This is a genomic window from Sphingomonas sp. 1F27F7B, assembly GCF_005503355.1.
Classification (GTDB): domain Bacteria; phylum Pseudomonadota; class Alphaproteobacteria; order Sphingomonadales; family Sphingomonadaceae; genus Sphingomonas.
Genome location: NZ_SCMK01000011.1, coordinates 26,787 through 52,375 on the forward strand (window position 1 = coordinate 26,787; position 25,589 = coordinate 52,375).

Genomic DNA, 25,589 nt, shown 5'->3' on the forward strand with positions numbered 1-25,589 from the left:
GCGACCTGGGCCGGGTTGGCGGGAAGCGCGTCGGCGGTGTTCAGGCTGTCGGTCACGTCTCTCAGCCCTTGAGCTTCTGGACGGCGTCGACCAGCTGGCCGACATTCTCGATCTCGGCCTGCATGTTCATCGTGATGATGATGTCGAACTCGTCCTCGATCGCCGCGACGAAATCCATCACGGTAAGGCTGTCCCACTCCAGGTCCCCGGCGAAGGTGGTGCTGTCGGTCAGCGCGACGCCCTTCTTGTTGAAGGGCTCGATCTGGGCGGTGACGGTCTCGAAGACGGAAGCGCGGTCGGTCATGGGGTCCCTCTAGTGATATCGTTCTGCAGTGCCAAGCGATTGCGGCGGAAACGCGCCGCTGGCTGGGCAGCGCGCGGCGGCAAAGCGAAGGGAGTCGGGGGAAGGGAGTCGGGGGAAATCACTTCACTTTGAATCGGAGCGATCGGGGATGGCACAAAAATGCCCTTGCCCGGCAGCATCGCCCTCGACCCGATCATCGGGCGAAGGAACCAGACGATATCCTACATTGCAAGGGCACCGTCGCGCCGAGCCGACGAAATGGACCGCGGATTTGAGGCGCGGCGCAGTTGGCGCTAGAGGCTCGCGATGCTTCGCCTCTCCGGACTCTATCTGCCGCTCGACCACCCGCCCGAGGCCCTGCCCAAGGCGATCGCGACGCGCCTGGGCATCGCGCCCGACGAGCTGAGGAGCCACTTCGTCTATCGCCGCGGCAACGACGCGCGGCGACGCAATGCGATCCAGCTGGTCTATGCCGTCGATGTCGAGCTGGCCGACGAGGCTGCGGTGCTCGCGCGCTTCCCGGGCGACAAGGACCTGCGCCCCACACCGGACATGGCATATCATTTCCCGGTCACGGCGCCCGCGGGCTGGAGCGGCCGGCGTCCCGTGGTGATCGGCGCCGGGCCGTGCGGGCTGTTCGCGGGGCTCATCCTGGCGCAAATGGGCTTCCGGCCGATCATCCTCGACCGCGGCAAGGTGGTGCGCCAGCGCACCAAGGATACCTGGGGCCTGTGGCGCCGTGCCGAGCTGAACCCCGACAGCAACGTGCAGTTCGGCGAGGGCGGCGCCGGCACCTTCTCCGACGGCAAGCTCTATTGCCGGGTCAAGGACCCGCGCTTCCTCGGCCGCAAGGTGCTGGAGGAGTTCGTCAGGGCCGGCGCGCCCGACGACATCCTGTGGGAAGCGCATCCGCATATCGGCACCTTCCGCCTGGTCACCATGGTCGAGAGCATGCGGCGCACGATCGAGGCGCTGGGCGGCGAATATCGCTGGGAGACGCGAGTCGACGATATCGCGCTGGAGCGCACCCCCGAAGGCAACCAGCGGATATGCGGGCTGCATCTGCACGATCTTTCCGATGGCAAGGATAGCTTCCTCGAAGCGGACCATGTCGTGCTGGCGGTGGGGCACAGCGCCCGGCCGACCTTCGAGATGCTCCACCGGCGCGGCGTGTACATGGAAGCCAAGCCCTTCGCGATCGGCGTGCGGATCGAGCATCCGCAGAGCTGGATCGACCGGGCGCGCTTCGGCAACTGCGCCGGCCATCCGGACCTGGGCGCGGCGGCATACAGCCTCGTCCACCACGCCTCGAACGGGCGCAGCGTCTACAGCTTCTGCATGTGCCCGGGTGGGCGCGTGGTGGCGGCGACCAGCGAGGAGGGCCGGGTCGTCACCAACGGCATGAGCCAATATTCGCGGGCCGAGTTCAACGCGAATTCGGGACTGGTCGTCGCGATCGATCCGGCAAGGGACTATCCGGGCGACCCGCTGGCGGGGATCGCACTGCAGCGGCACTGGGAGGACCTGGCCTATGTCGCCGGCGGCTCCAACTATCATGCGCCGGGGCAGCGCGTCGGCGACCTGCTCGCCGGCCGGCCCTCGACGACGCTGGGCGAGGTCATCCCCTCCTACAAGCCGGGGGTGAAGATGACGGACCTTTCGGAATGCCTGCCGGGCTTCGTGATCGAGGCGTTCCGCGAGGCGCTGCCGGTGTTCGGGCGGCAGATCGCGAATTACGATCATCCCGACGCCGTGATGACCGGAGTGGAGACGCGCACCTCCTCCCCGGTGCGGATCACGCGCGGCAAGGACCATCAGAGCCTGAACGTGGCGCAGCTGTTCCCGGCGGGCGAAGGCGCGGGCTATGCGGGCGGGATCCTCTCGGCGGCGATCGACGGCATCAAGACCGCCGAGGCAGTGGCGCGGAGCATGATGGCGACGGCCCAGGGCTTCTCCTTGTCACGCTGAACTTGGTTCGCGGCTATCCCCTTGCGACGAGGATGACCCAATAGCCGTCATCCCCGCGCAGGCGGGGACCCAGAGTCGCGGGCGATACGGCGGAGAAACCCTGGATCCCCGCCTTCGCGGGGATGACGGAAGAGGGATATTTGTCCGAAGGGGACGCGAGCCAACTCGTTTCAGGATGACAGTGGCTGGGGAGCGGGCATCGACCCCGGCCTCCGATGTGCCGCGAGGCAGGTAACCACGCTCGCCACCACCAGCACGAAGGCGAGCGCTTCGAGCGCGGTCGGCCCACGATGTTCCCACGCAAAGGCATAGAGCAGCGCGAACAGAGTCTCGAAGGTGATCATCTGGCCCGCGAGCGTGAGCGGGAGCAGGCGGCTCATCCGATTCCACAGCGCATTGCCGAGGATGGAGGCGAACAGCGCCACCCCCACGGAAACGGCAGCGAACAGGGCCCAGTCCCCCGCCCCGTGGCGTCCGGTGCCGAGCAGCAGCGCGAGCGGGATCAGCACCAGGCTCTGCGCACCGGTGACGAGGCCGAGCAGCAGGTTCCAGTCATGCGACGAGATGGCCTTCACCCGGGCGAGCATCTGGCTGTTGCCGACGGCGAAGGCGCTCCATGAGGCAAGCGCCCCGACTGCACAGGCGAGCCCTATGAGCTGCGCCGCCGGCGGGCGGATCGAGGGCAGGAACAATGCCTGTCCGCCGATGCAGACCGCACCGCCTGCGCAGAGCAGCAGGGAGGGGGCGAGCCGGGCGAGCGGCACGGCACCCTCTGCCCGGCTGCCGGCGATGGTGACGATCACCGGCAGGAAACCGATGACGAGCGAAGTCATCGCGATGCCACCCAGCTGCACCGCGCTGGAGAGGAGCAGGAAATAGAGCGTATTGCCCGCCAGCGCGAGCCAGGCGAGCGCGCGCCATTCGCTCGCCCGCAGCTGGGCGCGGAGGCTGGGCCAGCGCGGCGCGATCAGGGCAGCGGAAAGCAGGCCGTAAGCAAGGTAGCGGCCGATGGTCAGTTCGAGCGGGCCGAAGGCGCGGGCCAGCTCGGGCGCGACGAACACCAGCCCCCAGAGCGCGCCCGCCGCCGCGCCGCACAGCACGCCGAGCAGCATCGATCCGCGTTCGCCCATCATGTCGCCTTCCCTTCCGGTGCCTGTCACGGTGGGGAATATCATCACCATGCCGGGCGGAGCGCTCTTGATTCGGCACCCGGATGCAACAAAAACTCGGCGCATGGCGAACGAACGGAGCAGAACCATGCGCGCGCTGGATTCCTTCGACCGGGCGATCCTTCGCCTCGTGCAGGCGGACAACAAGATGCCGCAGCGCCGGATCGGCGAGGCGGTGAACCTTTCGGCGGCGGCGGTGCAACGGCGGATCGCGGCGATGGAGGCGGCGGGCGTGATCGCGCGCAACGTGGCGATCGTCGATCCCGATGCGGTGCCGCTCACCATCACGTCGATCGTCGAGGTGCAGCTGGTCGACGAGCACGCGCCGACGGTGGAACGGGCGCGCCGCCTGTTCCTCGACACGCCCGAGGTGCAGCAATGCTATTACGTCACCGGCGGCGTGAGCTTCATGCTGGTGATCGTGACTTCCGACATGCGCGCCTATTCGGCGCTGACCAAGCGGCTGTTCGCCGAGAACGGCTTCATCGCCAGCTATCGCTCGCTGATCGCGCTCGACCGCGTCAAGGCGGACACCGCGATCGTCATCCCGCCCCTGCCGTGACGGAGCGGTTGATCCGCCACCGCGCATCCAGCACCTCCAGAGCGGATCGCCATTTGCGATCGAGAAGGAGGGCGCGCATATCAATCGCCACCCCGGACTTGTTCGGCGATTATCCCCTTCAGACAAGTACCCACTTCCGTCATCCCCGCCTGCGCGGGGATGACGAAGGAAATCAGATACTTGTTTGGGTTCTCGCCCTAGAGCAGGCCCTGCTGGCGATACCAGGCGGCCGTTGCCGCCAGGCCGGCGGGAGTTTCCACCTGCGGCTTCCACAGGTTCGACGGCGGGCGCCGGGCGGCATCCACCACCCAGTCCTCATGGCAGAAATAGGCCACGCGATCGGGGGTGAGCTTCGCCTTGCCGCCCCGCACCAGCCGATCGAGATGCGCCCCCGCCATCAGCAGCGGGCGCGGCAGGGCGAAGGACGCGACTCGCTTGCCGAGCGCGGTGCCGATCGCCGCGGCGAACTCCTGGTGGCTCCAGCCGGTCTCGGTGCCGTCGTCGGCATCCAGGATCTGGTTGCACCCGTCGGTGGTGGCGAGCGCGAGCAGGAGCCGGCCGAGGTCGCCGACCTCGAGCAGCGAGATGCGGCCGCCGCGCGGCATCAGCGCCAGCCCCTTCTTTGCCAGTCGGAACAGCTCGAGCATCTCGAGGTCGCCGGGGCCGTAGATGGCCGGGGGTCGGACGATGCTCCAGTCGAGGCCCGATGCCATGACGAGCGCATCACCCTCCGCCTTGGACCAGCCATAGGCCGAAAGCCCGGGCTCACGCGCGGCGAGCGAGGAGACATGGACGAAACGGTGGACGCCCCGTGCCCGCGCCGCCTCGATCATGCCCCGCGTGCCGTCGATATTGCCGGCCGCGAAGCCGGCGCGATCGGGCGCGTTGACCACGCCCGCGACATGAATGACGGCGCCCGCCCCCTCGCACAGCTCGGCGAGCGCGGCGGTATCCGACAAGTCGCCCCGCACCCAGGCGATATGCTCTCGTCCGGCCTGGGGGCGGCGCGTGAGGGCGCGGACCTGGTGGCCGGCTTCGAGCGCGAGGGCGATCAGGCGGGTCCCGACAAAGCCGGTGCCGCCGGTAAGGGCGATGGTGGTCACAGCAGCGCCATATGGCTCCGGTGCACCAGTGTCGAGCGCGGGGCATAGCCGAGCAGCTCGGCCTGATCCTCGTTGCGACGGCCGAGGATGCGCGCGGCGTCCTCGCTCGGATATTCGGCCAGGCCGCGGGCAAGCGAGCGACCGTCCGGCCCCACGATCACGACCAGGTCGCCGCGTGCGAAATCGCCTTCGACGCGAACCGCACCGGCGGCGAGCAAGCTCCGGCCCTGCCCCAGCGCCCGGGCAGCACCGGCATCGACATGGATGGTGCCGCGCGCGGTGATCCCGCCGGCCAGCCACGCCTTGCGCGCCGGTGCCGCCTTCTCCGCCACGAACAGCGTGTGCCTGGCGGTGGCGGACAGCGGGTGCGCGATCCGGCCCGAGGCGATGGCGAGATGCGCGCCCGCGGCGTTGGCGATCCGCGCCGCGGCGATCTTCGAGACCATGCCGCCCGATCCCATGCCCGAGGCGGAACCCCTGTCGGCCATGCCCTCCACCGCGCCGTCGATCCGCTCGACACGGGGGATGTGCACCGCGCCGGGCAGCGCCGGGTTACGGTCGTAGAGCCCGTCGACGTCCGAGAGCAGCACCACGCCGCCCGCCCCCGCCGCCTGCGCCACGCGCGCGGCGAGCCGATCATTGTCGCCGAAGCGGATCTCCTCGGTCGCGACGCTGTCATTCTCGTTGAGCACCGGCACCACGCCGAGCCCGAGCAGGCGATCGAGCGTGGCCGCGGCGTTGAGATAGCGGCGGCGATCCTCGAGGTCGCCCAGCGTGACCAGCATCTGCGCCGCGATCAGCCCGTTGGCGCCGAGCACATCGGCCCAGACCCGGCTCAGCTCGATCTGGCCGGTGGCGGCCGCCGCCTGCGCATCCTCCAGGCTCGCCCGGCCGCCCCTGGCGAGATCGAGCCGGCGCGCGCCCAGGGCAATCGCGCCCGACGAGACCACCGCGACCTGCTGCCCGGCGCCGGCGCGCGCGGCGATATCCGCGGCGATGCCCTCCAGCCAGGCGCGGCGCACGCTGCCGTCCGGATCGACGAGCAGGGCCGAACCGATCTTGACGACGATGCGCGGACAGGAAGCGGGCGGGAAGAGCGACATGGCGGCCGCTATATGGTCCCCCGCTCCGCCTAGCCAGACAGGAACGCTTTGGGGATGCCGTTGCGCGGCTATTCCTCGGTCCTGAGCAGGACCGCCTCGCCGATCATCAGGAACAGCAGGAAAGGCGCCCAGGCCGCCAGGAAGGGCGGATAGGCGCCGAGATTGCCCATCGCGAGCGCGAAATTGTCGGCGACGAAATAGAGGAAGCCCAGCGCCATGCCGATGACCGCACGGACGAACAGCTTGCCCGAGCGCGCGATGCCGAAGGCCGAGACGGCGCCCAGCAACGGCATCAGGATCGCCGAGAGCGGCCCGGCCAGCTTGTGCCACAGCGCGCCTTCGAGCGCCTCGGTCTGGCGGCCGGCCACCTTCAGGTCGCCGATCGCCTGATAGAGCGCGCCGAACGCCATGGAATCGGCATCGACATGGGCGAGCGTGAACTGGTCCGGCCGGATGTTGTGGCCGATCACGACGCTACCCGCCTTGGTCTTCTGGCCCGTAGCGACGATGAAGCGTTCGGCATTGTCGACGCGCCAGCCATCGCCTGCGCGCACTGCGTGCGGCGCAGTGAGGATGCTGACCAGCGAGCGGTTCTGCCGCTCATATACGGTGACCCCGTAGAGCTGCGCTGCACCGCCGCGCCCGCGAACCTGCTGCACCGCGATCAGGTTGTTGTCGCCCTTCACCCACACATTGGCGCGATCGCCGCGATCGATGGGCAGCGGGGCATAGGACACCTTCTTCCACTGCTCGAGCGTCGCGGTGGCACGCGACACGATGCGATCGTTGAAGGAAAAGGAAATGGCGGCGACGGCGATGCCGGTGAGCAGCAGCGGCGCCAGCACCTGGTGCGCGGACAGGCCGGACGCCTTCATCGCGATCACTTCGCTGTTCTGATTGAGCTGGGACAGCGTCAGGATCGAGCCGAGCAGCACCGAATAGGGCAGGAAGGTGGAAGCGATCTGCGGCACGCGCAGGCTGACATACCGCCAGATCTCGGCATCGCCATTGCCGGCATAGGCCAGGATCGCACCGCTTTCCGTCAGCAGGTCGAGCGACTGGAGGATCAGCACCAGCGCGCCGAGAATGGCGAAGGTGCGCGTCAGGAACATGCGCGCCATGTAGAGCGACATGGTCCGCGACGGGAAGAAATTGGCCCAGGTCATGCCGCGGCGGCTTCCTCTTGGCGGATCCGGCGGCGGCGCCCCGGCAAGCGGCGGGTGATCGCCTTGATCATCTTGGAGAAGGCCTTTTCGAGCCCGCCGATCGGCTGGCCGCCCGGCACATAGGCGATCTGATAGTACATCCAGATCACCAGCGCCGCGAACAGCATGAACGGCCCCCATAGCGCGATCAGCGGGTCGACTCGGCCGAGCTCGCCGATCGACTGCCCATATTCGTTGACCTTGTGATAGGTCACGATCATCACGATCGACAGGAACACGCCCAGCGCCGAAGTGGATCGCTTGGGCGGCACGCCCAGCGCGACGGCGAGGAAGGGCAGCAGGAACATCGACGCGACTTCCGCGAGGCGGAAGTGGAAGGCCGAACGGCTTGCCTCGCGATCCTCGTCGCTCGCCTGCGGACTGCGACCGATCACGGCGAGTTCGGGCAGGGTCCGCTCGATATTCTTGCCCCCGCGGTTGCGGAACTGCTCATATTTGGGCAGCGGGATCGGCAAATTGTGAGTGGTGAAGGTCAGCACGCGCGGCACCGGCGAGTTCCTGTCCTGATGGACGAGGGTGCCGTTCTGCAGGCGGAAGATAATCACGTCCGGATCGTCCGAGCGGAGGAACTGCCCGCTCTGGGCGGTGACCGCCACGGGCGTGCCGTCCTTGGTCATCATCTGGACGAAGATGCCCGAGAGCCTGCGGCCCTCGTCCTTGCTGTCCTCGATGCGCATCGTCATCTTGGCGCCGAAACTGGTGAACTCGCCCACCTTGATCGAAGCGCCCAGCGCGCCCGAGCGCAGCTCGAAGCGCAGCTGCTCGTAATTGTAGCGCGACCAGGGCTGGATGAAGCCGACGATGGCGAGATTCAGCGCCGCCAGCGCCATCGCGTACATGAAGGGCACCTTGAGCAGGCGCGTGTAGCTCATCCCCACCGCGCGCAGCACGTCGAGTTCGGACGAAGTGGCGAGGCGGCGAAAGGCCAGCAGGCAGCCCAGCATCAGCCCGATCGGGATGCCGAGCCCCAGATATTCGGGAAGCAGATTGGCAAGCATGCGCCAGACGACGCTGACCGGGCCGCCCTCGGTCGCGACGAACTCGAACAGGCGCAGCATGCGGTCGAGCACCAGCAGCATTGCCGATATGAGCAATGTCGAGATCAGGGGCACCGCGATCAGCCGCGCCATGTACCGATCGATCGAGTTCATCTGCGCGCGACGGTTGCCTTGGTTTCTTCTCGCCGGCGCATCCCGGCGCCGCCTCAATGAACCAAAAGCCTATACTCCCGGTTCCGGGCAGCGCCAGCAGGAAAGTTGCGCCGCGGGAAAGTTGCCTGTCAGTAGTGCGAGCCGGGATTCCGCGGGCTCACCTCGGCGCCCTTGGGATCCAGCCGGCCCTTGTCCGGGTCGACCATCGGCATCGCCGCGGCAGCCTGCGCCTGGTGCTGCCGCATCTGCTCGCTCTGGCGCCGCCCCTCCGCATAGCCCGGACTGGCGCGCATCCGGCGGTCGAGGTCGAGGAACCGCTCCGCCGCGCCGGCCACCTTGCCGGTCTCGATCTCGGCGATGAGCTCGTCGAGGATGCGCCCCATCGCCTCGCGCACCTTCGGGTTGTAGTCGGCGATCGCGGCCCGGCCCTTGAAATCGGCATTGAACGAGAGCCTGGTCTTGCGGCCGTCGTCGAGCGGCGCGAACTGCAGCTTCATGTGCAGGAACTCCGCCCCGCCACGGCTCACGCGATAGTCGATCTGCTTCGAATCGACGCTGGTGACCTTGGGCCAGCTCAACCCCTCGCCCGGACCCACGCCGGGCCCATCGCCTTGCGGGCCATGACCGGTCCAGCCGTGCTCCGCGCCGTTCAGCGCCAGGTCGAAGCCACGCCAGGTATCATGCGGCGTCGCGTTCACTGTCCGCACGATGTCCGCGTTCCGATAGGTCGACATCGCATAATAGCCACCGCCCAGCAGCGCGCAGCCGATCAACGCCTCGCGAATCATTGCTTGTGCCCCTTGTTCCCCCGGGGCGATTGTTCCGCTTCGCCGTAAATAGTCCGTCACCATGGGGTGACGGATTTGCGACACTCGCTTATGGGGCGGCGATGCATTTCCTCGATCAGGCAAAGATCTTCGTCCGCTCCGGTTCGGGCGGCCCGGGCGCCGTGAGCTTCCGGCGCGAGAAGTTCATCGAATATGGCGGCCCGGACGGCGGCAATGGCGGCAAGGGCGGCGACATCATCTTCGAAGCCGTTGCCGGCCTGAACACGCTCATCGACTTCCGCTACACGCAGCATTTCCGCGCGCCGCGCGGCCAGGGCGGCTCCGGCTCGAACCGCACCGGCGCGGGCGGCGAGGATCTGGTGATCAAGGTGCCGATCGGCACCCAGGTGCTCGCCGACGACGAGGAGCGCACGCTGCTGCTCGACCTGACCGAGCAGGGCCGGCAAGTCATCTTCCTGCGCGGCGGCGACGGCGGGCGCGGCAACGCCAGCTACAAGACCTCGACCAACCGCGCCCCGCGCCAGCACGGCACCGGCTGGCCAAGCGACGAGGCCTGGGTGTGGCTGCGCCTGAAGCTCCTTGCCGATGCGGGCCTGGTCGGGCTGCCCAATGCCGGCAAGTCGACCTTCATCAACCAGGTGACCAATGCCCAGGCCAAGGTGGGCGCCTATGCCTTCACCACCACGCGCCCGCAGCTGGGCGTGGTGCGGCACAAGGAGCGCGAGTTCGTCGTCGCCGACATCCCCGGCCTGATCGAAGGCGCGGCGGAAGGCGCCGGCATCGGCGACCGCTTCCTGGGACATATCGAGCGCTGCCGGGTGCTGCTCCACCTGATCGACGCCAATGACGCGGACGTGGCGGAGAGCTATCGCGTGGTCCGCGGCGAGCTGGAGGCCTATGGCGCCGGACTGGTCGAAAAGCCGGTGGTGGTGGCGCTCAACAAGATCGACACGCTCGACGACGAGCTGATCGCCGCGCTCTCCGCCGAGCTGGAGGAAGCGAGCGGCGGGCCGGTGATCCCGATTTCGGGCGCCAGCGGCGTCGGCGTCGACTGGGCGCTCGACAAGCTGCTCGAGGAGATCGGCACCGATCACGACCAGGTGAGCGACGACGACGAAGGCGAAGAAGCAATCGAATGGTCGCCAATCTGAGGGACTAGGGCCAAAACTTGATCAAGGGCCCTGATTTCTTTCGTCATCCCCGCGCAGGCGGGGGTCCAGGCCAAGCGCGGATTGCGCGTGGCCAAGCCCTGCGCTCTCCGGGGAGCGCTCGCGTGATGGCATCGATATCCTACGCTACCCTGGATCCCCGCCTGGGCGGGGATGACGGGGTTTGCTGATTGAGTCGTGCCCCTGGTCGGTTCGGCAGGCGGACAAACGAAGAGGCCGGGCATCGCTGCCCGGCCTCTTCGTTTTCAGCCCGTCCGCTGGTTCAGCGGGCGCCCATGGTGCTGGCCGCGAGCCGGTGCATCAGCCCGCGCAGCGTGGGATAATTGGCCTTGTGATAGGCCGACGCCTCCTCAAGCGCGGCGGAAAGGCGGCGATGCGCCTCGTTCAGCGCATGATAGGGCAGGCTCGGCAGCAGATGGTGCAGGGCATGGTAGCGCAGGCCGATCGGCGCCCAGAGATAGGCGAAGAAGCCCGGCGTCGGCACGTTGACGCTGTCCAGATACTGGGCGGTGACGGTGAGCGGCTCGCCATCATTCTCCCAAAGATGGGCCACGAGCGTGCGGACCTGGTTGATCACCGCCACCCCCGCGATCACCACGAGATAGATACCGAAGGCGCGCAACGGGATCACGCTCGTCGCGACCAGGGCGAGCAGCGCGATCGAGAAGACGCTGGCGCCCAGTTCCTGCCAGAACCACTGGGTCCTGAGCTCGCCCTCGGGCTCCCGGCGCTCGAAGGCCGGATTGATCTTGAGGCCCGAATATTTGGCGACGACGACGCGGCGCAGCTTCGGGAACATCGCCGAGAGCGGTGCCAGCACGGCGAAGCGGATCAGCATCGCGACCGGCAACAGCATGGCGGCAAGCAGGAACACCGGCAGCGTCCAGGGCTTCATCAGCGCGAGCGGCAGATATTCGGGATCCTCGACCGTGCCGTAGCGCGTGCGGGCATGGTGAAGATTGTGCACGCCCTCATAAGTGAAGCTCGGCACCAGGATCGGAATACCGACCAGCAGGTTCCAGCCGAGCCGGAAATTGGGGAGCAGCGCGTGCTTCACATGCGTCAGCTCGTGGATGAACAGGCTGGCGCGATAGAGCGCGAGCACCGCCACCACGCCGGCGGGCACCGCCAGCAGCACCGAGGGGGCGAGGATGGTCGTGGCGAGCGCGGCATAGCCGATGCCGGCCGAAAGCAGCATGTCGGTCCAGTAGATGCGCGGATTGGGCGCATGCAGATCGCGCGTGAGTTCGGCCGCGGCGCGCAGCATCGCGCGATCGTCGGGCACGCCGGAAAGCTTGATACGCGCACTGGCCGGCGTCGTCACCGGCGCATCGTCGTGAACCTTGAGGGCAAGCGATTTCGTCATGATGTCCGCCATTGGCCTCAGATAGTGGCTTTATGGTGGCATTCCAGCGGTTAGGCGTGTCCCTCCCGCCGCAATTGCCGCGCTTGACACTGGCCCCCTGGCGAAGGACTGCATTGCGCTGAATCAAACCAACAGAAGGGCTCTTCCCTTGCCCAGCGGCCCCCTCAGCATCCGTCCCGTCTCGTCCAAGCGCGACACCAAGCAGTTCATCGAGATCGCCTATCGCCTGAACGGCGACGACCCGAACTGGGTCGCGCCGCTGCGTGACGAAGTGGCGGCGACGATCAGCCCGAAGAAGAACGGCTGGTTCAGCCATGCCGAGGCACAGCTGTTCCTCGCCGAACGCGACGGCGAGCCGGTGGGGCGCATCTCAGCGCATATCGACTTCCTGGCGCTCGAGATGCCGCCTGAACAGGGCTTCGGCCCGGGTACCGGCTTCTGGGGCATGTTCGAGGCCGAGGACCAGAATGCCGCCAAGGCACTGATCAACGCGGCCGAAGACTGGCTGCGCGGCAAGGGCATGACGCGCGCCCTCGGCCCGGTCAGCCTGTCGATCTGGGAAGAGCCCGGCCTGCTGGTGAAGGGGCATGACCATTCCCCCACCGTGCTGATGGGCCATCATCCGGCGCGCTACCAGCAATGGATCGAAGCGGCCGGCTACACCGAAGCCAAGAAGCTGCTCACCTATGAGCTTGACGTGAGCAAGCGCTTCCCCCCGCTGGTCAACCGCATCGTCGAGAATGGCGAGAAGAACCCCCGGATCCGCATCCGCAAGGTCAACAAGGCAAAGTTCGCAGAGGAAGCCGCGATCATCCTCGCGATCCTCAACGACGCATGGTCCGACAATTGGGGCTTCATCCCGCTGACCCAGCCCGAGATCGACGATGTCGGCAAGAAGCTGAAGCCGCTGGTGTTCGAGGATCTGATCATGATCGCCGAGCTGGACGACGAGCCGGTGGCGTTCATGGTCACCCTGCCCGATCTCAACGAAGTGCTGAAACCGCTCAAGGGCGCGCTCCTCCCCTTCGGCTGGGCAAAGCTGCTGCTGTGGCTCCGACGACCCAAGGCCCGCACGATGCGCGTGCCGCTGATGGGCGTGGTGAAGCGGTTGCAGTCTTCCCGCATGGCGAGCCAGCTCGCCTTCATGATGATCGAGTATATCCGCCGGGCGGCGGTGGCCAATTATGGCGCGAGCCGTGGCGAGATCGGCTGGATCCTCGACGACAACCAGGGAATGAACGCGATCGCCGACGCGATCGATTCCCGGGTGAACCGCGAATACGCGATCTACCAGAAGCCGCTCTGAAGACAGCCGCCGAGGGCAACGCGGCCCACTCCCCAGAGGGATCGGGGGAGCAGGCCGGTGCCGGCCGGAACCGGCTGGGAGGTCACGCAGCGGCGGCGACGTTGCACTGAGAACCGCCGTACGCGCCCTCCCGGGAGCTCAACGCTGCTTCATCGCCTCGATGGGATCGACACCGAGATCGAGCCACTCGCCGCGCGTGCGGCAATCGCGCTTGAGGATCCGCGAACCGGTCGTCTCGGTATTCATGCAGTATTTGCGGGTATCGGCCTTGGCCGACCGCCCCTGTTCCTGTTCCTGCTTGGGCTTGGCCGGATCGTTCCCGGCAGCGGCTGCCGGAGAAACGGCCCCGGCAGCGAAGGCGACACCTGCCAGCATGGCGGCGGCAGTGGCGAAGACGGACTTGCGGGTCATGGCTGAAATTCCTCTATTCATTCGGGGTTGGCGAACGGCGCAGCGCGGTCGGCGCGCTCGGCCCGTCCGCCGGAAAGGCAGCGGACGATCCGCTCAGTTCTTCCGGACTTCCTTGGCCGGATCGATGCCGGTGCGGGCAATCCACTCGGCGCGGGTATGGCATTCGCGCTTCGGCATCATCGTGCCGGTCGTCACCCCCTGGACGCAGTAGCGCTTCTGCATCGCCGCTTCCGACTGGTCGTCGGCCTGCTTGGCCGCCTTGGTCGGATCATCGGCGCGGGCGAGCGCAGGCGACACTGCGCCGGCGACCAGGGTGACGGTGGCGGCAATCGCCAGGAAAGCGGACTGGATGGGCTTGCTGTTCATATCCTCAACTCCTCTACTCGCAGACATGACAGGCGCTCCTTCCCGCCTGTGCCTCATGCTTCGCAATCCGCGTGCCAAGTTTCAGAGTCATGTAAATTCAAACACTTAGCCGTTTATGACGCCGTGATGACGTGCCATAACACAGCAATACACACCAGATTTTGGGATTTGCCCGGGATGCGCGTCCGGAAGCGGACACCGCTCCTGTCCGGAAACGGCCAGTCTAGCGGAGGCTGACCCAGGTGGGCGCGTGATCGCTGGCCTTCTCGCGGCCGCGATATGCCTTGTCGACGCCGGCACCGAGGAACCGGTCGGCCGCGATCGGGCTCAGCAGCAGATGATCGATGCGAAAGCCCGCGTCGCGCTGCCAGGCGCCGGCCTGATAGTCCCAGAAGGTCCAGATGCCGCCGCCGGGAAAGCGCGTGCGCAGCGAATCGGTCCAGCCCTGCGCCAGCAACGTGCGATAGCGTTCGCGGCTCTCGGGCTGCATCAGCGCATCGCTGGCCATGGCACGAACCGAGAAGGTGTCGTCGTCATTGGGGATGACGTTATAGTCGCCGGCGAGCACTACCGGCCGCTCTTCCGCGAGCAGCGTTCGCGCGCGATCGGCGAGGCGCTCCATCCATTTCAACTTATAGTCGAATTTGGGGCCCGGCTGCGGATTGCCGTTGGGCAGGTAGATGGACGCGACGACGAGATCGCCGATCTCGGCCTCGATATAGCGGCTGTGCGCGTCCTCCGGATCGCCTTCCAGCCCGCGCTGGCGTTCGACCGGCTGCTGGCCCCTTGCGAGCACCGCGACGCCGTTGAACCCCTTCTGCCCGTGCCACACGGCACCATAGCCGGCCGCTTCGATCTCCTTCACCGGCAAGGTTTCGTCGGCGCCCTTCAGCTCCTGGAGGCAAACCACGTCCGGCTGCTGCTCCGCGAGATATTCGAGCAGGCGCTCCATGCGCGCCTTGATGCCGTTGACATTGTAGGTGACGATCTTGGGCAAGGGGGTCTTCCGCTCAGACCGAGAAGCTGGTGCCGCAGCCGCAACCCGAAGCCGCGTTGGGATTCAGCACGGTGAAATGCGCGCCGCCGAGATTGTCGACGAAATCGACGTTCGCGCCGCGCACGAGGTCGAGGCTGACCGAATCGACGACAAGCCGAACCCCGTCCAGCTCGGCGACTTCGTCGTCGCTCTCCACTGCATCCGCGAAGCCGAACTTGTACTGGAAGCCCGAACAGCCCCCGCCCTCCACCGACAGGCGCAGGATCGCAGGCTTGTCCTGCTTGGCCGCAATCGCCGCGACACGCGCGGCGGCGGCGGGAGTCAGGCCGATCTCGGGCTGGGTCAGCGTTGCCATGGGCTGGAGATAGTAGCGCGTGCGCCGCGAGGCAATGCATCAGGCGGCAGCGATGGACGCGACCTACCGCTCCTCCCAGGCGAAGTCGTAGAAGACGCGGAGACGATTGCCGTCCGGATCCGAGGCGAAGAACTCATAGAGCTTCCAGGGCCTCGCCTCGGGCGGGCCTTCGATGCCGGCGCCCCGTTCCTGCCATTCCGCATGAAGCGCATCGACTGCCGCCCGGTCGTTCAAATTGAGCCACAGCACCAGCGGCGGAGCGTTGCCGATAGGCGCGCGATAGGCGGCGTTGCTCAGGAACATCCGGCTATCCCCGCGTGACACGCCGGCGAGGCCCAGCGCCTCGTCCGACCAGTCGATCGTGAAACCCAGCCGGTCGCGATACCAGGCCAGCGCCGCGGCCAGATCGGCGACCGGGACTTCGGGGCACGCAGCCGGGAAATTCATCGGCCGCTCAAGGATTCGCGACAGCCGCCGGCACTCAGGGCCGCCAACGATCCGAGCGGGAATTCCGGATGACGCATGCCTTCCCCCGACGACCAGCCTGCCCGCAGCCTATCCGGAAATGCGCACCATGTCTGCGGGAGATCGGCGTTGGTCCGGAGAGTGCGGCTGGCCCCGGGAGTGCAAATGAAAGGGGGCCGCCTACACGGGCAGCCCCTCTCCTCTCCCGACTCCAATCCGCTGCTTACTTGTTCGACGCCGGACCGCCGACACCGCCGGCCACGCGATCCTGCACAGCGACCAGATACTCGCCGGTCTGCAGGAACGGGATCGGGTTCACTGCCTTGCCGTCGACACGCACTTCGTAGTGAAGGTGGCTGCCGGTCGAACGGCCGGTCGAGCCCATAAGGCCGATCAGCTGGCCGCGCTTCACGCGGCTATTGTCGGCGACGAGGATCTTCGAGAGATGGCCGTAGCGGGTCTCGATGCCGCGGCCATGATTGATCTGGACGAGATTGCCATAACCGCCCTGGCGACCCGCATGGCTGATGACGCCGTCGGCCGTCGCGTAGATCGGAGTACCGAGCGCACCGGGAATGTCGACGCCGGCATGCATCGCGGCGGTGCCGCGGAACGGATCCGAGCGGACACCGAAGTTCGACGTGAAGGTGAGCTTGTCGACCGGCTGCATCGACGGGATCGAGATCACCGTCTGCTCGAGCATGTCGAGCTTCTTCCAGGTGACGAACAGCGCCCGGAACTGGGCGTCGGCAGCTTCGGCCGAGGCATCGCTGCCGCTGGCATTGTCGTTGTCGACCGGCTCATAGGGGCCGCCCATCGCCGGCACCTTTACATAGCGCTCGGGCGAGAGGCCGAGCCGGCGGAGCTCGCCGGCGGTCTGGTTGTAACGGGCCTCGCCGGCGGCGCGGGCCTTGCCCGCCATCGCCACCTGGCGCGCCTCGACCTGCTTGAGCGGCGCCAGGACTTCGCTGGCCACGGCACTGGTGCGCGCCGACGTGCTGGGGAGCGGCTGCTCGATCACCTTGCGATCGCCCTTGCCGGTGAGCGTCGCACTGATCAGCGCCTGATGCTGCTCGACACGGGCGGCCTGGAGACGCGCGGCCTCCTTGGCGGCGGCGACATCGGCCTGCATCTTCTCGACCTGCTCGCGCATCTGGGCGACCTGCGCTTCCGGCGAAGCGGGCGTGCCGGTCACGCCGCTGATCGCGATCGCGCCCACTGCGGCCTGGGCCACGCCATAGGCCGAGAACAGCACGGTGACGGTGGCGACACCGGCGAGCAGCGCCTGGGTGTGCCCCGCGACACTGAAACGCTTCAGATCGCGGCCGTCATGGAAAATAAAATCACGGGTAGTGAAAAAAGCACGGAACCGCTGGGCAGCGGTAGCGGTTTTGGTGTTCGACGCCTTGGCCATGATTCCCCGGCAGTTTCATGGAAGTCAGCACCGAAACGCGACCCGGCCGCCGTACTTCAATTGTCACATGTCGCAGGAAGCAGCCCCTCCGCCTCTGGACGCTGGCTTGTGGCCCGAGGAATCAGTTCACCGCAAGAGGTTGGTAATAATCGCGGGACAAACCGGCTGAGTTGCGCGCCGAGTCGTTGAACGGAGGCTTAAGCAAACCGCGGAAATGGCGGGTCACCAGCGCGTGCCAGGTTGTTTCGGGCACGAAACCGCTTTCGCGACAGGCCGATTCGAACCAAGTGGTTCCGGCGCGAACGTGCCGGACCTCATCGTTCAGGATCCGTGTGAGGATACGTGCGGTAACCATATCATCCGCCGCCACAAACCGCTCGATCGTGGCCGGCGTCACATCGAGCCCGCGCGCCTCCAGCACCATCGGCACCACTGCCAGCCGGGCGAGCGGATCATGCGCCGTCTCGGCCGCCGCGTCCCACAGACCGTCATGCGCGGGCATGGCCCCATAGTGACTGCCCAGGTTTCGCAGCCGCCGGTCGAGCAAGGCGAAATGCATCGCTTCGTCGCCGCCCACCTGCATCCAGTCGTCAGTGAAGCCGCGGGGAAACCGCCCGCCGAAACGCCCCGCCGCATCGAAGGCCAGGTCGATCGCGGCGAACTCGATATGGGCGAGCGCATGGATCAGCGCGATCCGCCCGCGCTCGGACCCACCCTTGCCGCGCTTGGGCATGCAATTGGGCGGAAGCAGCTCCGGCTTGTCGGGGCGCGCGGGGCGATCGGGCATCGCCATGTCGAATTCGAAGGCCAGCCGCCCCAGCCGCCAGTCACGCGCGGCGGCGCGGGCGGCCTTTACCTTGTCGGCCGGCGCCGCGGCGGCGAGCACCGCGCGGCAGGCCTCCGCAACGCTTCTCACCGCGCCTGCATTTCCTTGATCGATTCGAGCACGTCCACCGCATGGCCGGGCACGCGCACCCGGCGCCACGCGCGGAACAGCCTGCCCTCGCCATCGAACAGGAAAGTCGAGCGATCGATGCCCATATAGCGCTTGCCGTAGAGCTGCTTCTCCACCCAGACTCCGAAAGCCTCCATCGCCTTGCCTTCGGTATCGGTCGCGAGCGGAACGGTGAGGTCGTATTTGTTGATGAACTTCTGGTGCTTGATCGGCGGATCCTTGGAAACGCCGAGCACGTCGGCGCCCAGCGCCTCGAACTCCGGCAGCAGCGCCGAGAAATCCTGCGCTTCGCGCGTGCAGCCCGAAGTATCGTCCTTGGGATAGAAATAGAGGACGAACGGCTTCCCCGCCTTGTCCGCGAGCGGGATCGTCTCGCCCTCGGTCCCGTCGAGATCGACCGCGGGAATCTTGTCGCCTTCCTCGATAGCCATCTTCTTCTCCTCAGGCCGGGCCGCGCACCGCCGCCCAGCAATCGCGGACCTCCTGCCGGGTCCGGTCAAGCTGCGCAACCACCTCGTCCCAGCTGCCGAGTTCGAGCGCACGGGCAATCAGCGCCTGGATGGCGAAGCCCGGCGGCTGCGCATCGGGCGCGACGAGCCGCATGGTGACGAGCAGCCGGGTCAGGAAATCATGCGCCGGACGCATCGTGGCGGGCAACAGCCCCTGTGCCGCCAGCGCATCGATCGCCGGCCCAAGCCGCGGCTCGAAGCCGGCGCGGTGGACGAGCTGGGTCACGTGCACCGCGAACTCCAGATCGACCAGCCCGCCATCCAGCAGCTTGGCGTCGAGCGGCCCCTTGGGCGGCTTGTGCGCCGCCATGTCGGCACGCATCCTCGCTGCCTCCGCCGCAATGTCGCGGTCCGGCCTGGCGCCGCCGAGCACGGTATCGATGATCGCCTGCACCTTCGCGCGCGCTTCCTGCGAACCATAGACCGGGCGGGCGCGCGTGAGCGCCATATGCTCCCATGTCCATGCATCCTCGCGCTGATATTTCTCGAAGCCGTCGAGCGACACGACCAGCGGCCCCTGGGCTCCCGAGGGGCGCAGCCGCGTATCGACTTCGTAGAGCGGCCCGGCGGGGGTGGGCACCGAGAGCGCCGCGGTCACGCGCTGGCCGAGCCGGTTGTAGTACGTCACCGCGCCGAGCGGCTTGGCACCGTCGCTCTCCGCCGAATAATCGCCGGTGAAGAGATAGACCAGGTCGAGATCGGAGGCATGGGTAAGCGCCTGCCCGCCCATCCGGCCGAGCGCCAGGATCACCAATTCGCTGCCCGGCACCACCCCATGGCTGCGGGAGAATTCGGCTATCGTCGCGGCGGCCAACGTCCCGATCGCGGCCTCGGCGATCCGGGCATAGCCGGTGGAGACTTCGAGCGGATCGCTCGTCCCCGCGACGATCTGCGCGCCCAGCGCGAAACGCTTCTCGTTGACGAAGCGCCGGACGAATTCGAGCTGGAACTGATAGTCCGAGCCCGGTTCCCAGCGGCGCATTCCGGCAGCGAGCGCCTCGATATCGGGGACCGGCGCCAGCGCAGTCGCGTCGATCAGCCCGTCGAGCAGTTCCGCGCGGCGGCCCAGTTGCTCGGCGAGAGTGGGTGCCAACGCCAGGATCGCTCCCAGCAACTGGGCAAGGCCGGGCTGGGCTTCGAGCAGGCGGAAGAAATTGATCGCGCTGGGCAAGCGCGAGAGCATCGCATCGAACCGCGTGATCGCATGCACCGTGTCCGGCGCGCGGGAAAAGGCGTCGATCAGACCGGGCAGCACCGCTTCCAGCGCTTCCCGGGCGGCGGGCGTGCGCAGTGCCGGATAGGTACCGGCGCGCCACCCCTGGACGATCCGCGCGGCACCGTCCGGCCGTTCGAACCCGGCCGCGCCGAGCTTCGCCTCGAGCGGGACGCTCTCGTTCGGCAGCCGCTCCTCCTCCTCATCCGCCAGGCTGTCATAGATCTCGCCGACGCGGATGACATGCGGCCTGAGCAGGTCGGTGAGCGCGGCGCCGTCCGCCAGGCCATGCAGCCGGGCGACATTGTCGAGCGAGTCCGGATTTTCGGGCAGCTGATGCGTCTGGCGATCGTCGACCATCTGCAGCCGGTGCTCGATGGTGCGCAGCGCGACATAGGCCCGGGTGAGATCCTGCGCCTCATCGCGCCCGATCCGCCCCGCTTCCGCCAGTGCGGCAAGCGCGTCTCGGGTGGCGGGCGCCCGCAGCGACGGCTCGCGGCCGCCATGGATGAGCTGGTGGATCTGGGCGAAGAACTCCACCTCGCGGATGCCGCCCCGCCCCCGCTTCAGATCATAGCCGGGACCGAACGCCTGGGCCTGCGAATAATGGTCGCGGATGCGACGGCTGATGTCGCGGATCTCGCGGATCGTGCCGTAGTCGAGCGCACGGCGCCATACGAAGGGACGGATCGCGTCGAGGAAATAGCCGCCGAGCCCGAGATCGCCGGCACAGGCGCGGGCGCGAATGAAGGCCGCGCGTTCCCAGGGCAGCGCCTGGCTCTCGTAATAGGAGATCGCCGCCTCAACCGGCAGCACGATCGGCGTCACTTCCGGCGAGGGGCGCAGGCGCAGGTCGACGCGCAGCACATAGCCATCGCCATCGCGCGCCTGGAGCAGCTCGACCACGCGGCGCCCGATCCGCACCGCCGCTTCCTGCACGTCCTCGCGCGGGCGGCAGGGCAGGATCTGGGGATCGAAGATCAGGATCGGATCGATATCCGACGAATAGTTGAGTTCACGGCTGCCCTGCTTGCCGAGCGCGATCGCGGCGAAACCGCGCGGCTCGGCATCGGGGGTGCGCTCCAGAATCGCTGCGCGGATCGCGCGATCCAGCGCCTCGTCGGCGAAATCGGTGAGAAGATGCGTGACGGTGGTGAGGTCGAACCGGCCGGAAAGATCGCCCAGCGCGACGAGGAGCGCGAGCCGGCGCCGCTCGATACGCAGCCGCGCGCCCTCTCCCATGTCGCCGGCAACCGCCCGCGCGGCCGCGCGAGGATCCGCAAGGGCAGCATCGAGACCGGCGACGAGTTCCGTTTCGCGCACCAGCAGGTTGTCGAGGAAGGGCGCATGCGCCCGCGCCCGCGCTACGGCATCAGCGAGATCGGCGGAGGGAAGAGTTTCAGTCACGGAATCGGCCACCTGCGAAACGGTGCATTGCAAAAAGTCAAGCAACAAAAGGGGAATTGAATTGTTCTAGCAACATGAACCAGACGAATTCAGCCTCGGCCAGCGAAGCCCGGCAGCCCGCATATCGGGTCGAGGCTCCGCGCGCCAGCGATGCGATCGCTCTGGCGCTGCGCGATGCCTATGCACGCGACACGGGATTGCCGGACGACATGGCGGCGATCCTCCGCCGGCTCAACCGGCCCTGCTGAGCTTCACGTCTCCGGCATGAGGAAAGGCCGCGCCCCCCAGGGGAACGCGGCCTGAATTTCTTGCGGGGAATCCCGCCCTATTTGCCCGAGAGATCGCCGCGATCGCGGCTGAGCTCGTCGACCTCGCCCATGATCGTATCGAGTGCCGTCTTGCCTTCGGCAGTGCCGGGCTCGATGCGCCGCGAGGGCAATTGGCCTTCGCTGAGCAGGTGCTCGAGCGCGACGCGCCCGCGTGCCACGCGGCTCTTGATCGTGCCCACGGCGACCTGGCAGATCTCGGCCGCCTCCTCATAAGCGAAGCCGCCCGCCCCCACGAGGATCAATGCCTCGCGCTGCGGCTGGGGAAGATGGAGCAATGCGCGCTGCATGTCCGAAAGCTCGACGTGCCGGTCCTGGCTCGCCGGCGCGGCGAGCAGGCGGTCGGCGACCAGATCGTCCCATTCGCCCTTGAAGCGCGCGCGGCGCATCTGGCTGAGATACAGGTTGCGCAGGATGATGAAGGTCCAGGCCCGCATGTTGGTGCCGGCCTGGAAGCGCTTGCGCGCGGCCCAGGCCTTGAGCAGCGTCTCCTGCACCAGGTCATCCGCCAGGTCGCGGCTCCCCGAGAGCGAGCGGCCAAAGGCGCGCAGATGCGGGATGACCATCGCGAGCTGCTTCTTGAACTCGGGGTCCGAGAGCGAGATGTGCTCCTGCGGCGCCTCGGTCCCCTTGTCCTCGGGCTGTTCGGACTGACTCATTCGATCCCGCTTTTTTGCGTGGGCCGCGTGGAAGCGGCCTGTTCCAGAGATAGGCTTGGTGTCCGCGATTGCCAGCATATTCACGCCGTCCGCGGTCAGAGGAGAATGATTACGGCAAACGCGAGGATAACCAGCACCAGGCCGAAGCCCAGCACATAGCGCGTCATGTGCGGCGTGGCGCCGGCGCGGGCCTGCTCGGTGTCGAGATGGATGGTTTCATCGTTCTCAGCCATGCCATCTAAAACCCGCGAAAACCGTTTTGGGTCCGTATCAGCTGGAACCCGCGCCGGATTTTTCGCGAAAGATCAGGCCGGCACGGTCGCCTGGTCGAAGAACAGCGCCTGGCTGATCGTCGTCTTCACGGTTTCCCGCTGGAACGGCTTGGTGATCAGGAAGGTCGGCTCCGGCCGCTCGCCGGTGAGCAGCCGCTCGGGGAAGGCCGTGATGAAGATCACCGGCACCGAGAATTCGGCGAGAATGTCCTTCACTGCATCGATGCCCGAGCTGTCGTCGGCGAGCTGGATGTCGGCGAGCACCAGGCCCGGCCGATCCTCCATCGCCAGCGCAACGGCCTCGTCGCGAGTGACCGCCACCCCGGTCACTTCATGACCGAGATCACGCACGATCTGCTCCAGATCCATCGCGATCAGCGGCTCGTCCTCGATGATCATCACTCGCGTGCGCGTCTGGCGCTCGATCTCGGCCACGGCCTCGCCCACCAGCTTCTGCACCTGTCCTGCATCCTCTTCGATCAGATAGCCCGCATCCTCGATGCTGAAACCCTCGACAGTGGTGAGCAGCAGCGCCTGACGCGACAACGGCGTGAGGCGCGCCAGCCGCTTGCGGGCGATCGCCTCATTTTCGTTGGCGGCATCGTCGACGGCATCGTCTTCCTCGAGATGCGTCGACTGCCAGATCGCCTGGAAGGTGCGGTACAGCCCGAGCCGGGGATCGACTTCGCGGGGAAACTGATCCGGCGCCGCGACGATCGCCTCGAGCGCCGCGCGCACATAGCGATCGCCATCGGCCTGGCTGCCGGTGAGCGCGCGCGCATAGCGGCGGAGCAACGGAAGATGCGGCGCGAGTTGCTGTCCAAGCGACATGGTCGAACTATTCTCCTACGAGTACGGAACGGATTGTTTCATCCCCGTTCCGAGCTATTGCAATCCTCATTCGTGCCACCCGAAGGAGCCCCTCCCCGGATATTGCATCGCCTGTGGAACAAACGACGCGCTATTTGGTTTCATGGCAGATGCTGCGTAGTGTTGCCGCTCAGCCGCCGGCCCCATGCGACCGGTGGCTTTCGTTCAATTCCGGAAGTTGCATCCGGAACAGGTCGCTTTTAGTCCGGGCCGCGGGTAACGCCACGGCGCAGGGGGGAATTGGTGCGTTCCGCGGATGAGAAAATGAAAAAGCCGCCCAAATCCGATGGCGGGAAGGAAACCGGTCGCCCCGGTCGCAATGTCGGCGTCGCGCTGCGCCAGGCCTATGACGAGGCCTTGGGCGAAGCCGTTCCCGATGATCTGCTCGACCTGCTGAAGAAGCTCGACTAGTCCGGAGTCCATGGACATCGCCGATGAAGAACCGCGCGCCAGGATTCGTCCGGCCGCGGCGCTGGTGCAATTGCCCACCGGCGCCAAGGTCTTCCTCTATCTGATCGTCTGCCTGCTGCCGCTGGCGTTGATCGCCTTGTTCACCACGTTGCAGAGCACGCGAAACGCAGACACCGAAGCGCGCGCCCGGCTGGGCGCCGCCGCCAGCGAGAGCTCCAGCGTGCTGCGCGACATACTGGTCAACCATGTGAGCCAGCTCGCCGACGCCCTGGCCGCACTGGAAGCGAACCCGCACGACGTTCCGGCCTGCACGCGGCTGGCCGGTACCTTCGCCACTACCGCGGGCGCGCGCTTCTCGATCACGGACAGCGAGGGCCGGGTCATTTGCGGTCAGCGGTTCCGCGCGGAGGACAGGGCCGGGCTCCAGCACCGCCAGGTGCGGACCGTACTCGAGGACGACGGCATGACGCTGCGCATCGGGGGCAGGACGGGCAGCACCGCCACGGCATTCTATTCCAAGGCGACGCTCGCCGCAGTGACACAGCCCAGCGGCTTCGTTCCCGAATATGGCGCGGCGCTGGTGCAGCATGGAGAGCGGCTGGTGCTGCGCAGGCTCGAGGGCGCCGGACCGCTCGACCGCCGCGAGACCATTCCCAGCGACCTGGGCATCGACGGGCTCAAGCTCGAGATGTCGATGCTGGGTACGCCGATCACCTCGCCGATGATCATCAACACCGTGGTGCTGGTGCTGATGTGGCTCGCCGCGGCGGGAATCAGCTGGTTCGTAGTCGACATTCTCCTGATCCGGCCGCTCCGGCGCCTGCGCGCGAGCGTCGGCGCCTATCAGCCGGGCGAAGTCATCGACATCAAGCGCTTCGGCGACATGCCCGCCGCCGAGATCCGCGAGCTGGGCGACACGTTCCGCGAAATCAGCCGGACCGTGAAGGAGCACGAGGCCGACCTGGCGGAAGGCCTGGTCCGCCAGACCAAGCTCACCCGCGAAGTCCATCACCGCGTGAAGAACAACCTCCAGGTGATCGCCAGCCTGATCAACTTTCATGCACGCAGCGCCAGGAGCGAGGAAGCGAGCGAAGCCTATGCCTCGATCCAGCGCCGGGTGGACGCGCTCGCGGTGGTCCATCGTCACCATTATGCCGAGCTGGAGGAAAATCGCGGGCTCGACCTGCGCTCGGTGATCGGCGAGCTCGCCGCCAATATCCGCGCCACCGCTCCCGAGCGCGCCCAGGGGCTGGGCGTGACGCTCGATGTCTCGCCGGTGCTGGTGAACCAGGACGTGGCGATCGCCGTCGCCTTCCTGCTCACCGAGATCGTCGAGCTGGCGATGAACTGCAATCCGGCCGCACAACTGCGCATCTCGATCAAACCGATCGACGACGACGAGCACCGGGCACTCCTGCGCGTCTCCTCTCCCGCCCTGATCGAGAGCCCGGCACTCGAAGTGCTGGTGGAAAATCGCTATGGCCGGGTGATCGGCGGCCTCGCCCGGCAGCTACGCACCAAGCTGCACCACGACCCGCTCAGCGGCGCCTATGAAGCCGCCATCGCGATCACCGGACGCCCCTGAGCGATAGCCGGCCCGGGCATGACCCGCCCGAGCAATAACCTGGATAAAAAAGTTCGAAAAAAATCGAAGGGCGTGGAACCCGGGCCCACATGGACCGTTGTGCACCTCGGATAGTGACCTTTTGCCCCCCCGCTCTCGCTATCCAAGACATGGGCCCGG

At 67.1% G+C, this 25,589-nt stretch carries 27 protein-coding genes; 7 read left to right on the plus strand and 20 right to left on the minus strand.

Annotation, left to right across the window (positions count from 1 at the left end):
- Positions 1-61: 61 nt before the first annotated feature.
- Positions 62-304: an acyl carrier protein gene (locus FFS08_RS11770; protein ID WP_137861186.1), complete on the minus strand. Its 243-nt coding sequence runs from the start codon at positions 302-304 to the stop codon at positions 62-64.
- A gap of 306 nt (positions 305-610) precedes the next feature.
- Here FFS08_RS11770 and FFS08_RS11775 point away from each other — a divergent pair, with 306 nt between their 5' ends.
- Entirely contained in the window at positions 611-2,272 is a 1,662-nt protein-coding gene (locus tag FFS08_RS11775; RefSeq protein ID WP_137861187.1) for an NAD(P)/FAD-dependent oxidoreductase, read from the plus strand.
- 170 nt (positions 2,273-2,442) lie between these two features.
- Here FFS08_RS11775 and FFS08_RS11780 read toward each other — a convergent pair whose 3' ends face one another.
- On the minus strand, positions 2,443-3,402 hold the full coding sequence (locus FFS08_RS11780; protein ID WP_137861353.1) for a DMT family transporter: 960 nt from the start codon (positions 3,400-3,402) through the stop codon (positions 2,443-2,445).
- A gap of 127 nt (positions 3,403-3,529) precedes the next feature.
- On the opposite strand from FFS08_RS11780, the gene FFS08_RS11785 reads away from it, so the two are divergent.
- The gene (locus tag FFS08_RS11785; RefSeq protein WP_249340957.1) at positions 3,530-4,003 is read left to right on the plus strand and encodes an Lrp/AsnC family transcriptional regulator; all 474 of its coding nucleotides are present in this window, start codon (positions 3,530-3,532) and stop codon (positions 4,001-4,003) included.
- A gap of 197 nt (positions 4,004-4,200) precedes the next feature.
- Here the strand turns inward: FFS08_RS11785 and FFS08_RS11790 are convergent, their stop codons facing one another.
- The 5 genes from FFS08_RS11790 to FFS08_RS11810 all read right to left on the minus strand — a co-directional run bounded on the left by FFS08_RS11790 (position 4,201) and on the right by FFS08_RS11810 (position 9,374).
- Positions 4,201-5,106 (minus strand): NAD-dependent epimerase/dehydratase family protein, encoded by a 906-nt coding sequence (locus FFS08_RS11790; protein ID WP_137861189.1) that lies wholly within the window; start codon positions 5,104-5,106, stop codon positions 4,201-4,203.
- Positions 5,103-6,209, minus strand: a complete 1,107-nt coding sequence (gene proB / locus FFS08_RS11795) for a glutamate 5-kinase (RefSeq protein ID WP_137861190.1) — start codon at positions 6,207-6,209, stop codon at positions 5,103-5,105. The genes FFS08_RS11790 and proB overlap by 4 nt, the downstream gene beginning before the upstream one ends.
- 68 nt (positions 6,210-6,277) lie before the next feature.
- Positions 6,278-7,375, minus strand: coding sequence for an LPS export ABC transporter permease LptG (gene lptG / locus FFS08_RS11800; RefSeq protein ID WP_137861191.1), 1,098 nt, complete (start codon positions 7,373-7,375; stop codon positions 6,278-6,280).
- Entirely contained in the window at positions 7,372-8,586 is a 1,215-nt protein-coding gene (gene lptF, locus FFS08_RS11805; RefSeq protein ID WP_171012576.1) for an LPS export ABC transporter permease LptF, read from the minus strand. The genes lptG and lptF overlap by 4 nt, the downstream gene beginning before the upstream one ends.
- Positions 8,587-8,714: 128 nt before the next feature.
- Positions 8,715-9,374 carry a hypothetical protein gene (locus FFS08_RS11810; protein WP_137861192.1) on the minus strand — a complete coding sequence of 220 codons (660 nt, stop codon included), beginning with the start codon at positions 9,372-9,374 and terminating at the stop codon, positions 8,715-8,717.
- A gap of 101 nt (positions 9,375-9,475) precedes the next feature.
- On the opposite strand from FFS08_RS11810, the gene obgE reads away from it, so the two are divergent.
- The gene (gene obgE / locus FFS08_RS11815; RefSeq protein ID WP_137861193.1) at positions 9,476-10,525 is read left to right on the plus strand and encodes a GTPase ObgE; all 1,050 of its coding nucleotides are present in this window, start codon (positions 9,476-9,478) and stop codon (positions 10,523-10,525) included.
- Between the two features lie 280 nt (positions 10,526-10,805).
- Here obgE and FFS08_RS11820 read toward each other — a convergent pair whose 3' ends face one another.
- Positions 10,806-11,909, minus strand: coding sequence for a fatty acid desaturase family protein (locus FFS08_RS11820; RefSeq protein ID WP_137861194.1), 1,104 nt, complete (start codon positions 11,907-11,909; stop codon positions 10,806-10,808).
- A gap of 148 nt (positions 11,910-12,057) precedes the next feature.
- Here FFS08_RS11820 and FFS08_RS11825 point away from each other — a divergent pair, with 148 nt between their 5' ends.
- Entirely contained in the window at positions 12,058-13,215 is a 1,158-nt protein-coding gene (locus FFS08_RS11825) for a GNAT family N-acetyltransferase (protein WP_137861195.1), read from the plus strand.
- 138 nt (positions 13,216-13,353) lie between these two features.
- Here the strand turns inward: FFS08_RS11825 and FFS08_RS11830 are convergent, their stop codons facing one another.
- The 9 genes from FFS08_RS11830 to FFS08_RS11870 all read right to left on the minus strand — a co-directional run bounded on the left by FFS08_RS11830 (position 13,354) and on the right by FFS08_RS11870 (position 21,307).
- A complete protein-coding gene (locus FFS08_RS11830) occupies positions 13,354-13,626 on the minus strand; it encodes a hypothetical protein (RefSeq protein ID WP_137861196.1) in 273 nt (90 codons plus the stop codon).
- Positions 13,627-13,719: 93 nt separating this feature from the next.
- On the minus strand, positions 13,720-13,992 hold the full coding sequence (locus tag FFS08_RS11835) for a hypothetical protein (RefSeq protein WP_137861197.1): 273 nt from the start codon (positions 13,990-13,992) through the stop codon (positions 13,720-13,722).
- A gap of 223 nt (positions 13,993-14,215) precedes the next feature.
- Positions 14,216-14,989: an exodeoxyribonuclease III gene (gene xth / locus FFS08_RS11840; RefSeq protein ID WP_283214617.1), complete on the minus strand. Its 774-nt coding sequence runs from the start codon at positions 14,987-14,989 to the stop codon at positions 14,216-14,218.
- A 13-nt stretch (positions 14,990-15,002) separates the two neighbouring features.
- Positions 15,003-15,344, minus strand: coding sequence for an iron-sulfur cluster insertion protein ErpA (gene erpA, locus FFS08_RS11845; protein ID WP_137861198.1), 342 nt, complete (start codon positions 15,342-15,344; stop codon positions 15,003-15,005).
- 63 nt (positions 15,345-15,407) lie between these two features.
- A complete protein-coding gene (locus FFS08_RS11850; RefSeq protein WP_137861199.1) occupies positions 15,408-15,791 on the minus strand; it encodes a VOC family protein in 384 nt (127 codons plus the stop codon).
- A 241-nt stretch (positions 15,792-16,032) separates the two neighbouring features.
- Positions 16,033-17,223: a M23 family metallopeptidase gene (locus FFS08_RS11855; protein WP_137861200.1), complete on the minus strand. Its 1,191-nt coding sequence runs from the start codon at positions 17,221-17,223 to the stop codon at positions 16,033-16,035.
- A gap of 121 nt (positions 17,224-17,344) precedes the next feature.
- On the minus strand, positions 17,345-18,109 hold the full coding sequence (locus FFS08_RS11860) for a ferritin-like domain-containing protein (RefSeq protein ID WP_249340958.1): 765 nt from the start codon (positions 18,107-18,109) through the stop codon (positions 17,345-17,347).
- Between the two features lie 26 nt (positions 18,110-18,135).
- On the minus strand, positions 18,136-18,609 hold the full coding sequence (locus FFS08_RS11865) for a peroxiredoxin (RefSeq protein ID WP_137861202.1): 474 nt from the start codon (positions 18,607-18,609) through the stop codon (positions 18,136-18,138).
- Between the two features lie 10 nt (positions 18,610-18,619).
- Positions 18,620-21,307 (minus strand): bifunctional [glutamine synthetase] adenylyltransferase/[glutamine synthetase]-adenylyl-L-tyrosine phosphorylase, encoded by a 2,688-nt coding sequence (locus FFS08_RS11870; RefSeq protein WP_137861203.1) that lies wholly within the window; start codon positions 21,305-21,307, stop codon positions 18,620-18,622.
- Between the two features lie 74 nt (positions 21,308-21,381).
- Between FFS08_RS11870 and FFS08_RS23455 the strand changes: the two genes are divergently transcribed.
- A complete protein-coding gene (locus tag FFS08_RS23455; RefSeq protein WP_171012577.1) occupies positions 21,382-21,555 on the plus strand; it encodes a hypothetical protein in 174 nt (57 codons plus the stop codon).
- Between the two features lie 77 nt (positions 21,556-21,632).
- On the opposite strand, the gene FFS08_RS11875 is transcribed toward FFS08_RS23455, so the two are convergent.
- From FFS08_RS11875 to FFS08_RS11880, 3 genes are all read right to left on the minus strand, one after another.
- Complete coding sequence (locus FFS08_RS11875; RefSeq protein ID WP_137861204.1) at positions 21,633-22,292, minus strand: sigma-70 family RNA polymerase sigma factor; 660 nt, start codon at positions 22,290-22,292, stop codon at positions 21,633-21,635.
- Between the two features lie 95 nt (positions 22,293-22,387).
- Positions 22,388-22,525 (minus strand): hypothetical protein, encoded by a 138-nt coding sequence (locus FFS08_RS23460; protein WP_171012578.1) that lies wholly within the window; start codon positions 22,523-22,525, stop codon positions 22,388-22,390.
- A 72-nt stretch (positions 22,526-22,597) separates the two neighbouring features.
- A complete protein-coding gene (locus FFS08_RS11880) occupies positions 22,598-23,395 on the minus strand; it encodes a response regulator (protein ID WP_137861205.1) in 798 nt (265 codons plus the stop codon).
- A 303-nt stretch (positions 23,396-23,698) separates the two neighbouring features.
- Between FFS08_RS11880 and FFS08_RS23465 the strand changes: the two genes are divergently transcribed.
- Both FFS08_RS23465 and FFS08_RS11885 read left to right on the plus strand, forming a co-directional pair.
- Positions 23,699-23,845 (plus strand): NepR family anti-sigma factor, encoded by a 147-nt coding sequence (locus FFS08_RS23465; protein WP_167300909.1) that lies wholly within the window; start codon positions 23,699-23,701, stop codon positions 23,843-23,845.
- Positions 23,846-23,855: 10 nt separating this feature from the next.
- Positions 23,856-25,430 carry a sensor histidine kinase gene (locus FFS08_RS11885; protein ID WP_137861206.1) on the plus strand — a complete coding sequence of 525 codons (1,575 nt, stop codon included), beginning with the start codon at positions 23,856-23,858 and terminating at the stop codon, positions 25,428-25,430.
- Positions 25,431-25,589 lie beyond the last annotated feature (159 nt).

Excerpts from the sequence above, each read along its gene's own strand:
- FFS08_RS11770 (WP_137861186.1), bottom strand. The coding sequence starts at position 304 with ATGACCGACCGCGCTTCCGTCTTCGAGACCGTCACCGCCCAGATCGAG.
- FFS08_RS11775 (WP_137861187.1), top strand. The coding sequence starts at position 611 with ATGCTTCGCCTCTCCGGACTCTATCTGCCGCTCGACCACCCGCCCGAG.
- FFS08_RS11780 (WP_137861353.1), bottom strand. The coding sequence starts at position 3,402 with ATGGGCGAACGCGGATCGATGCTGCTCGGCGTGCTGTGCGGCGCGGCG.
- FFS08_RS11785 (WP_249340957.1), top strand. The coding sequence starts at position 3,530 with ATGCGCGCGCTGGATTCCTTCGACCGGGCGATCCTTCGCCTCGTGCAG.
- proB (WP_137861190.1), bottom strand. The coding sequence starts at position 6,209 with ATGTCGCTCTTCCCGCCCGCTTCCTGTCCGCGCATCGTCGTCAAGATC.
- lptG (WP_137861191.1), bottom strand. The coding sequence starts at position 7,375 with ATGACCTGGGCCAATTTCTTCCCGTCGCGGACCATGTCGCTCTACATG.
- lptF (WP_171012576.1), bottom strand. The coding sequence starts at position 8,586 with ATGAACTCGATCGATCGGTACATGGCGCGGCTGATCGCGGTGCCCCTG.
- FFS08_RS11810 (WP_137861192.1), bottom strand. The coding sequence starts at position 9,374 with ATGATTCGCGAGGCGTTGATCGGCTGCGCGCTGCTGGGCGGTGGCTAT.
- obgE (WP_137861193.1), top strand. The coding sequence starts at position 9,476 with ATGCATTTCCTCGATCAGGCAAAGATCTTCGTCCGCTCCGGTTCGGGC.
- FFS08_RS11820 (WP_137861194.1), bottom strand. The coding sequence starts at position 11,909 with ATGACGAAATCGCTTGCCCTCAAGGTTCACGACGATGCGCCGGTGACG.
- FFS08_RS11830 (WP_137861196.1), bottom strand. The coding sequence starts at position 13,626 with ATGACCCGCAAGTCCGTCTTCGCCACTGCCGCCGCCATGCTGGCAGGT.
- FFS08_RS11835 (WP_137861197.1), bottom strand. The coding sequence starts at position 13,992 with ATGAACAGCAAGCCCATCCAGTCCGCTTTCCTGGCGATTGCCGCCACC.
- erpA (WP_137861198.1), bottom strand. The coding sequence starts at position 15,344 with ATGGCAACGCTGACCCAGCCCGAGATCGGCCTGACTCCCGCCGCCGCC.
- FFS08_RS11850 (WP_137861199.1), bottom strand. The coding sequence starts at position 15,791 with ATGAATTTCCCGGCTGCGTGCCCCGAAGTCCCGGTCGCCGATCTGGCC.
- FFS08_RS11855 (WP_137861200.1), bottom strand. The coding sequence starts at position 17,223 with ATGGCCAAGGCGTCGAACACCAAAACCGCTACCGCTGCCCAGCGGTTC.
- FFS08_RS11865 (WP_137861202.1), bottom strand. The coding sequence starts at position 18,609 with ATGGCTATCGAGGAAGGCGACAAGATTCCCGCGGTCGATCTCGACGGG.
- FFS08_RS23455 (WP_171012577.1), top strand. The coding sequence starts at position 21,382 with ATGAACCAGACGAATTCAGCCTCGGCCAGCGAAGCCCGGCAGCCCGCA.
- FFS08_RS11875 (WP_137861204.1), bottom strand. The coding sequence starts at position 22,292 with ATGAGTCAGTCCGAACAGCCCGAGGACAAGGGGACCGAGGCGCCGCAG.
- FFS08_RS23460 (WP_171012578.1), bottom strand. The coding sequence starts at position 22,525 with ATGGCTGAGAACGATGAAACCATCCATCTCGACACCGAGCAGGCCCGC.
- FFS08_RS11880 (WP_137861205.1), bottom strand. The coding sequence starts at position 23,395 with ATGTCGCTTGGACAGCAACTCGCGCCGCATCTTCCGTTGCTCCGCCGC.
- FFS08_RS23465 (WP_167300909.1), top strand. The coding sequence starts at position 23,699 with ATGAAAAAGCCGCCCAAATCCGATGGCGGGAAGGAAACCGGTCGCCCC.
- FFS08_RS11885 (WP_137861206.1), top strand. The coding sequence starts at position 23,856 with ATGGACATCGCCGATGAAGAACCGCGCGCCAGGATTCGTCCGGCCGCG.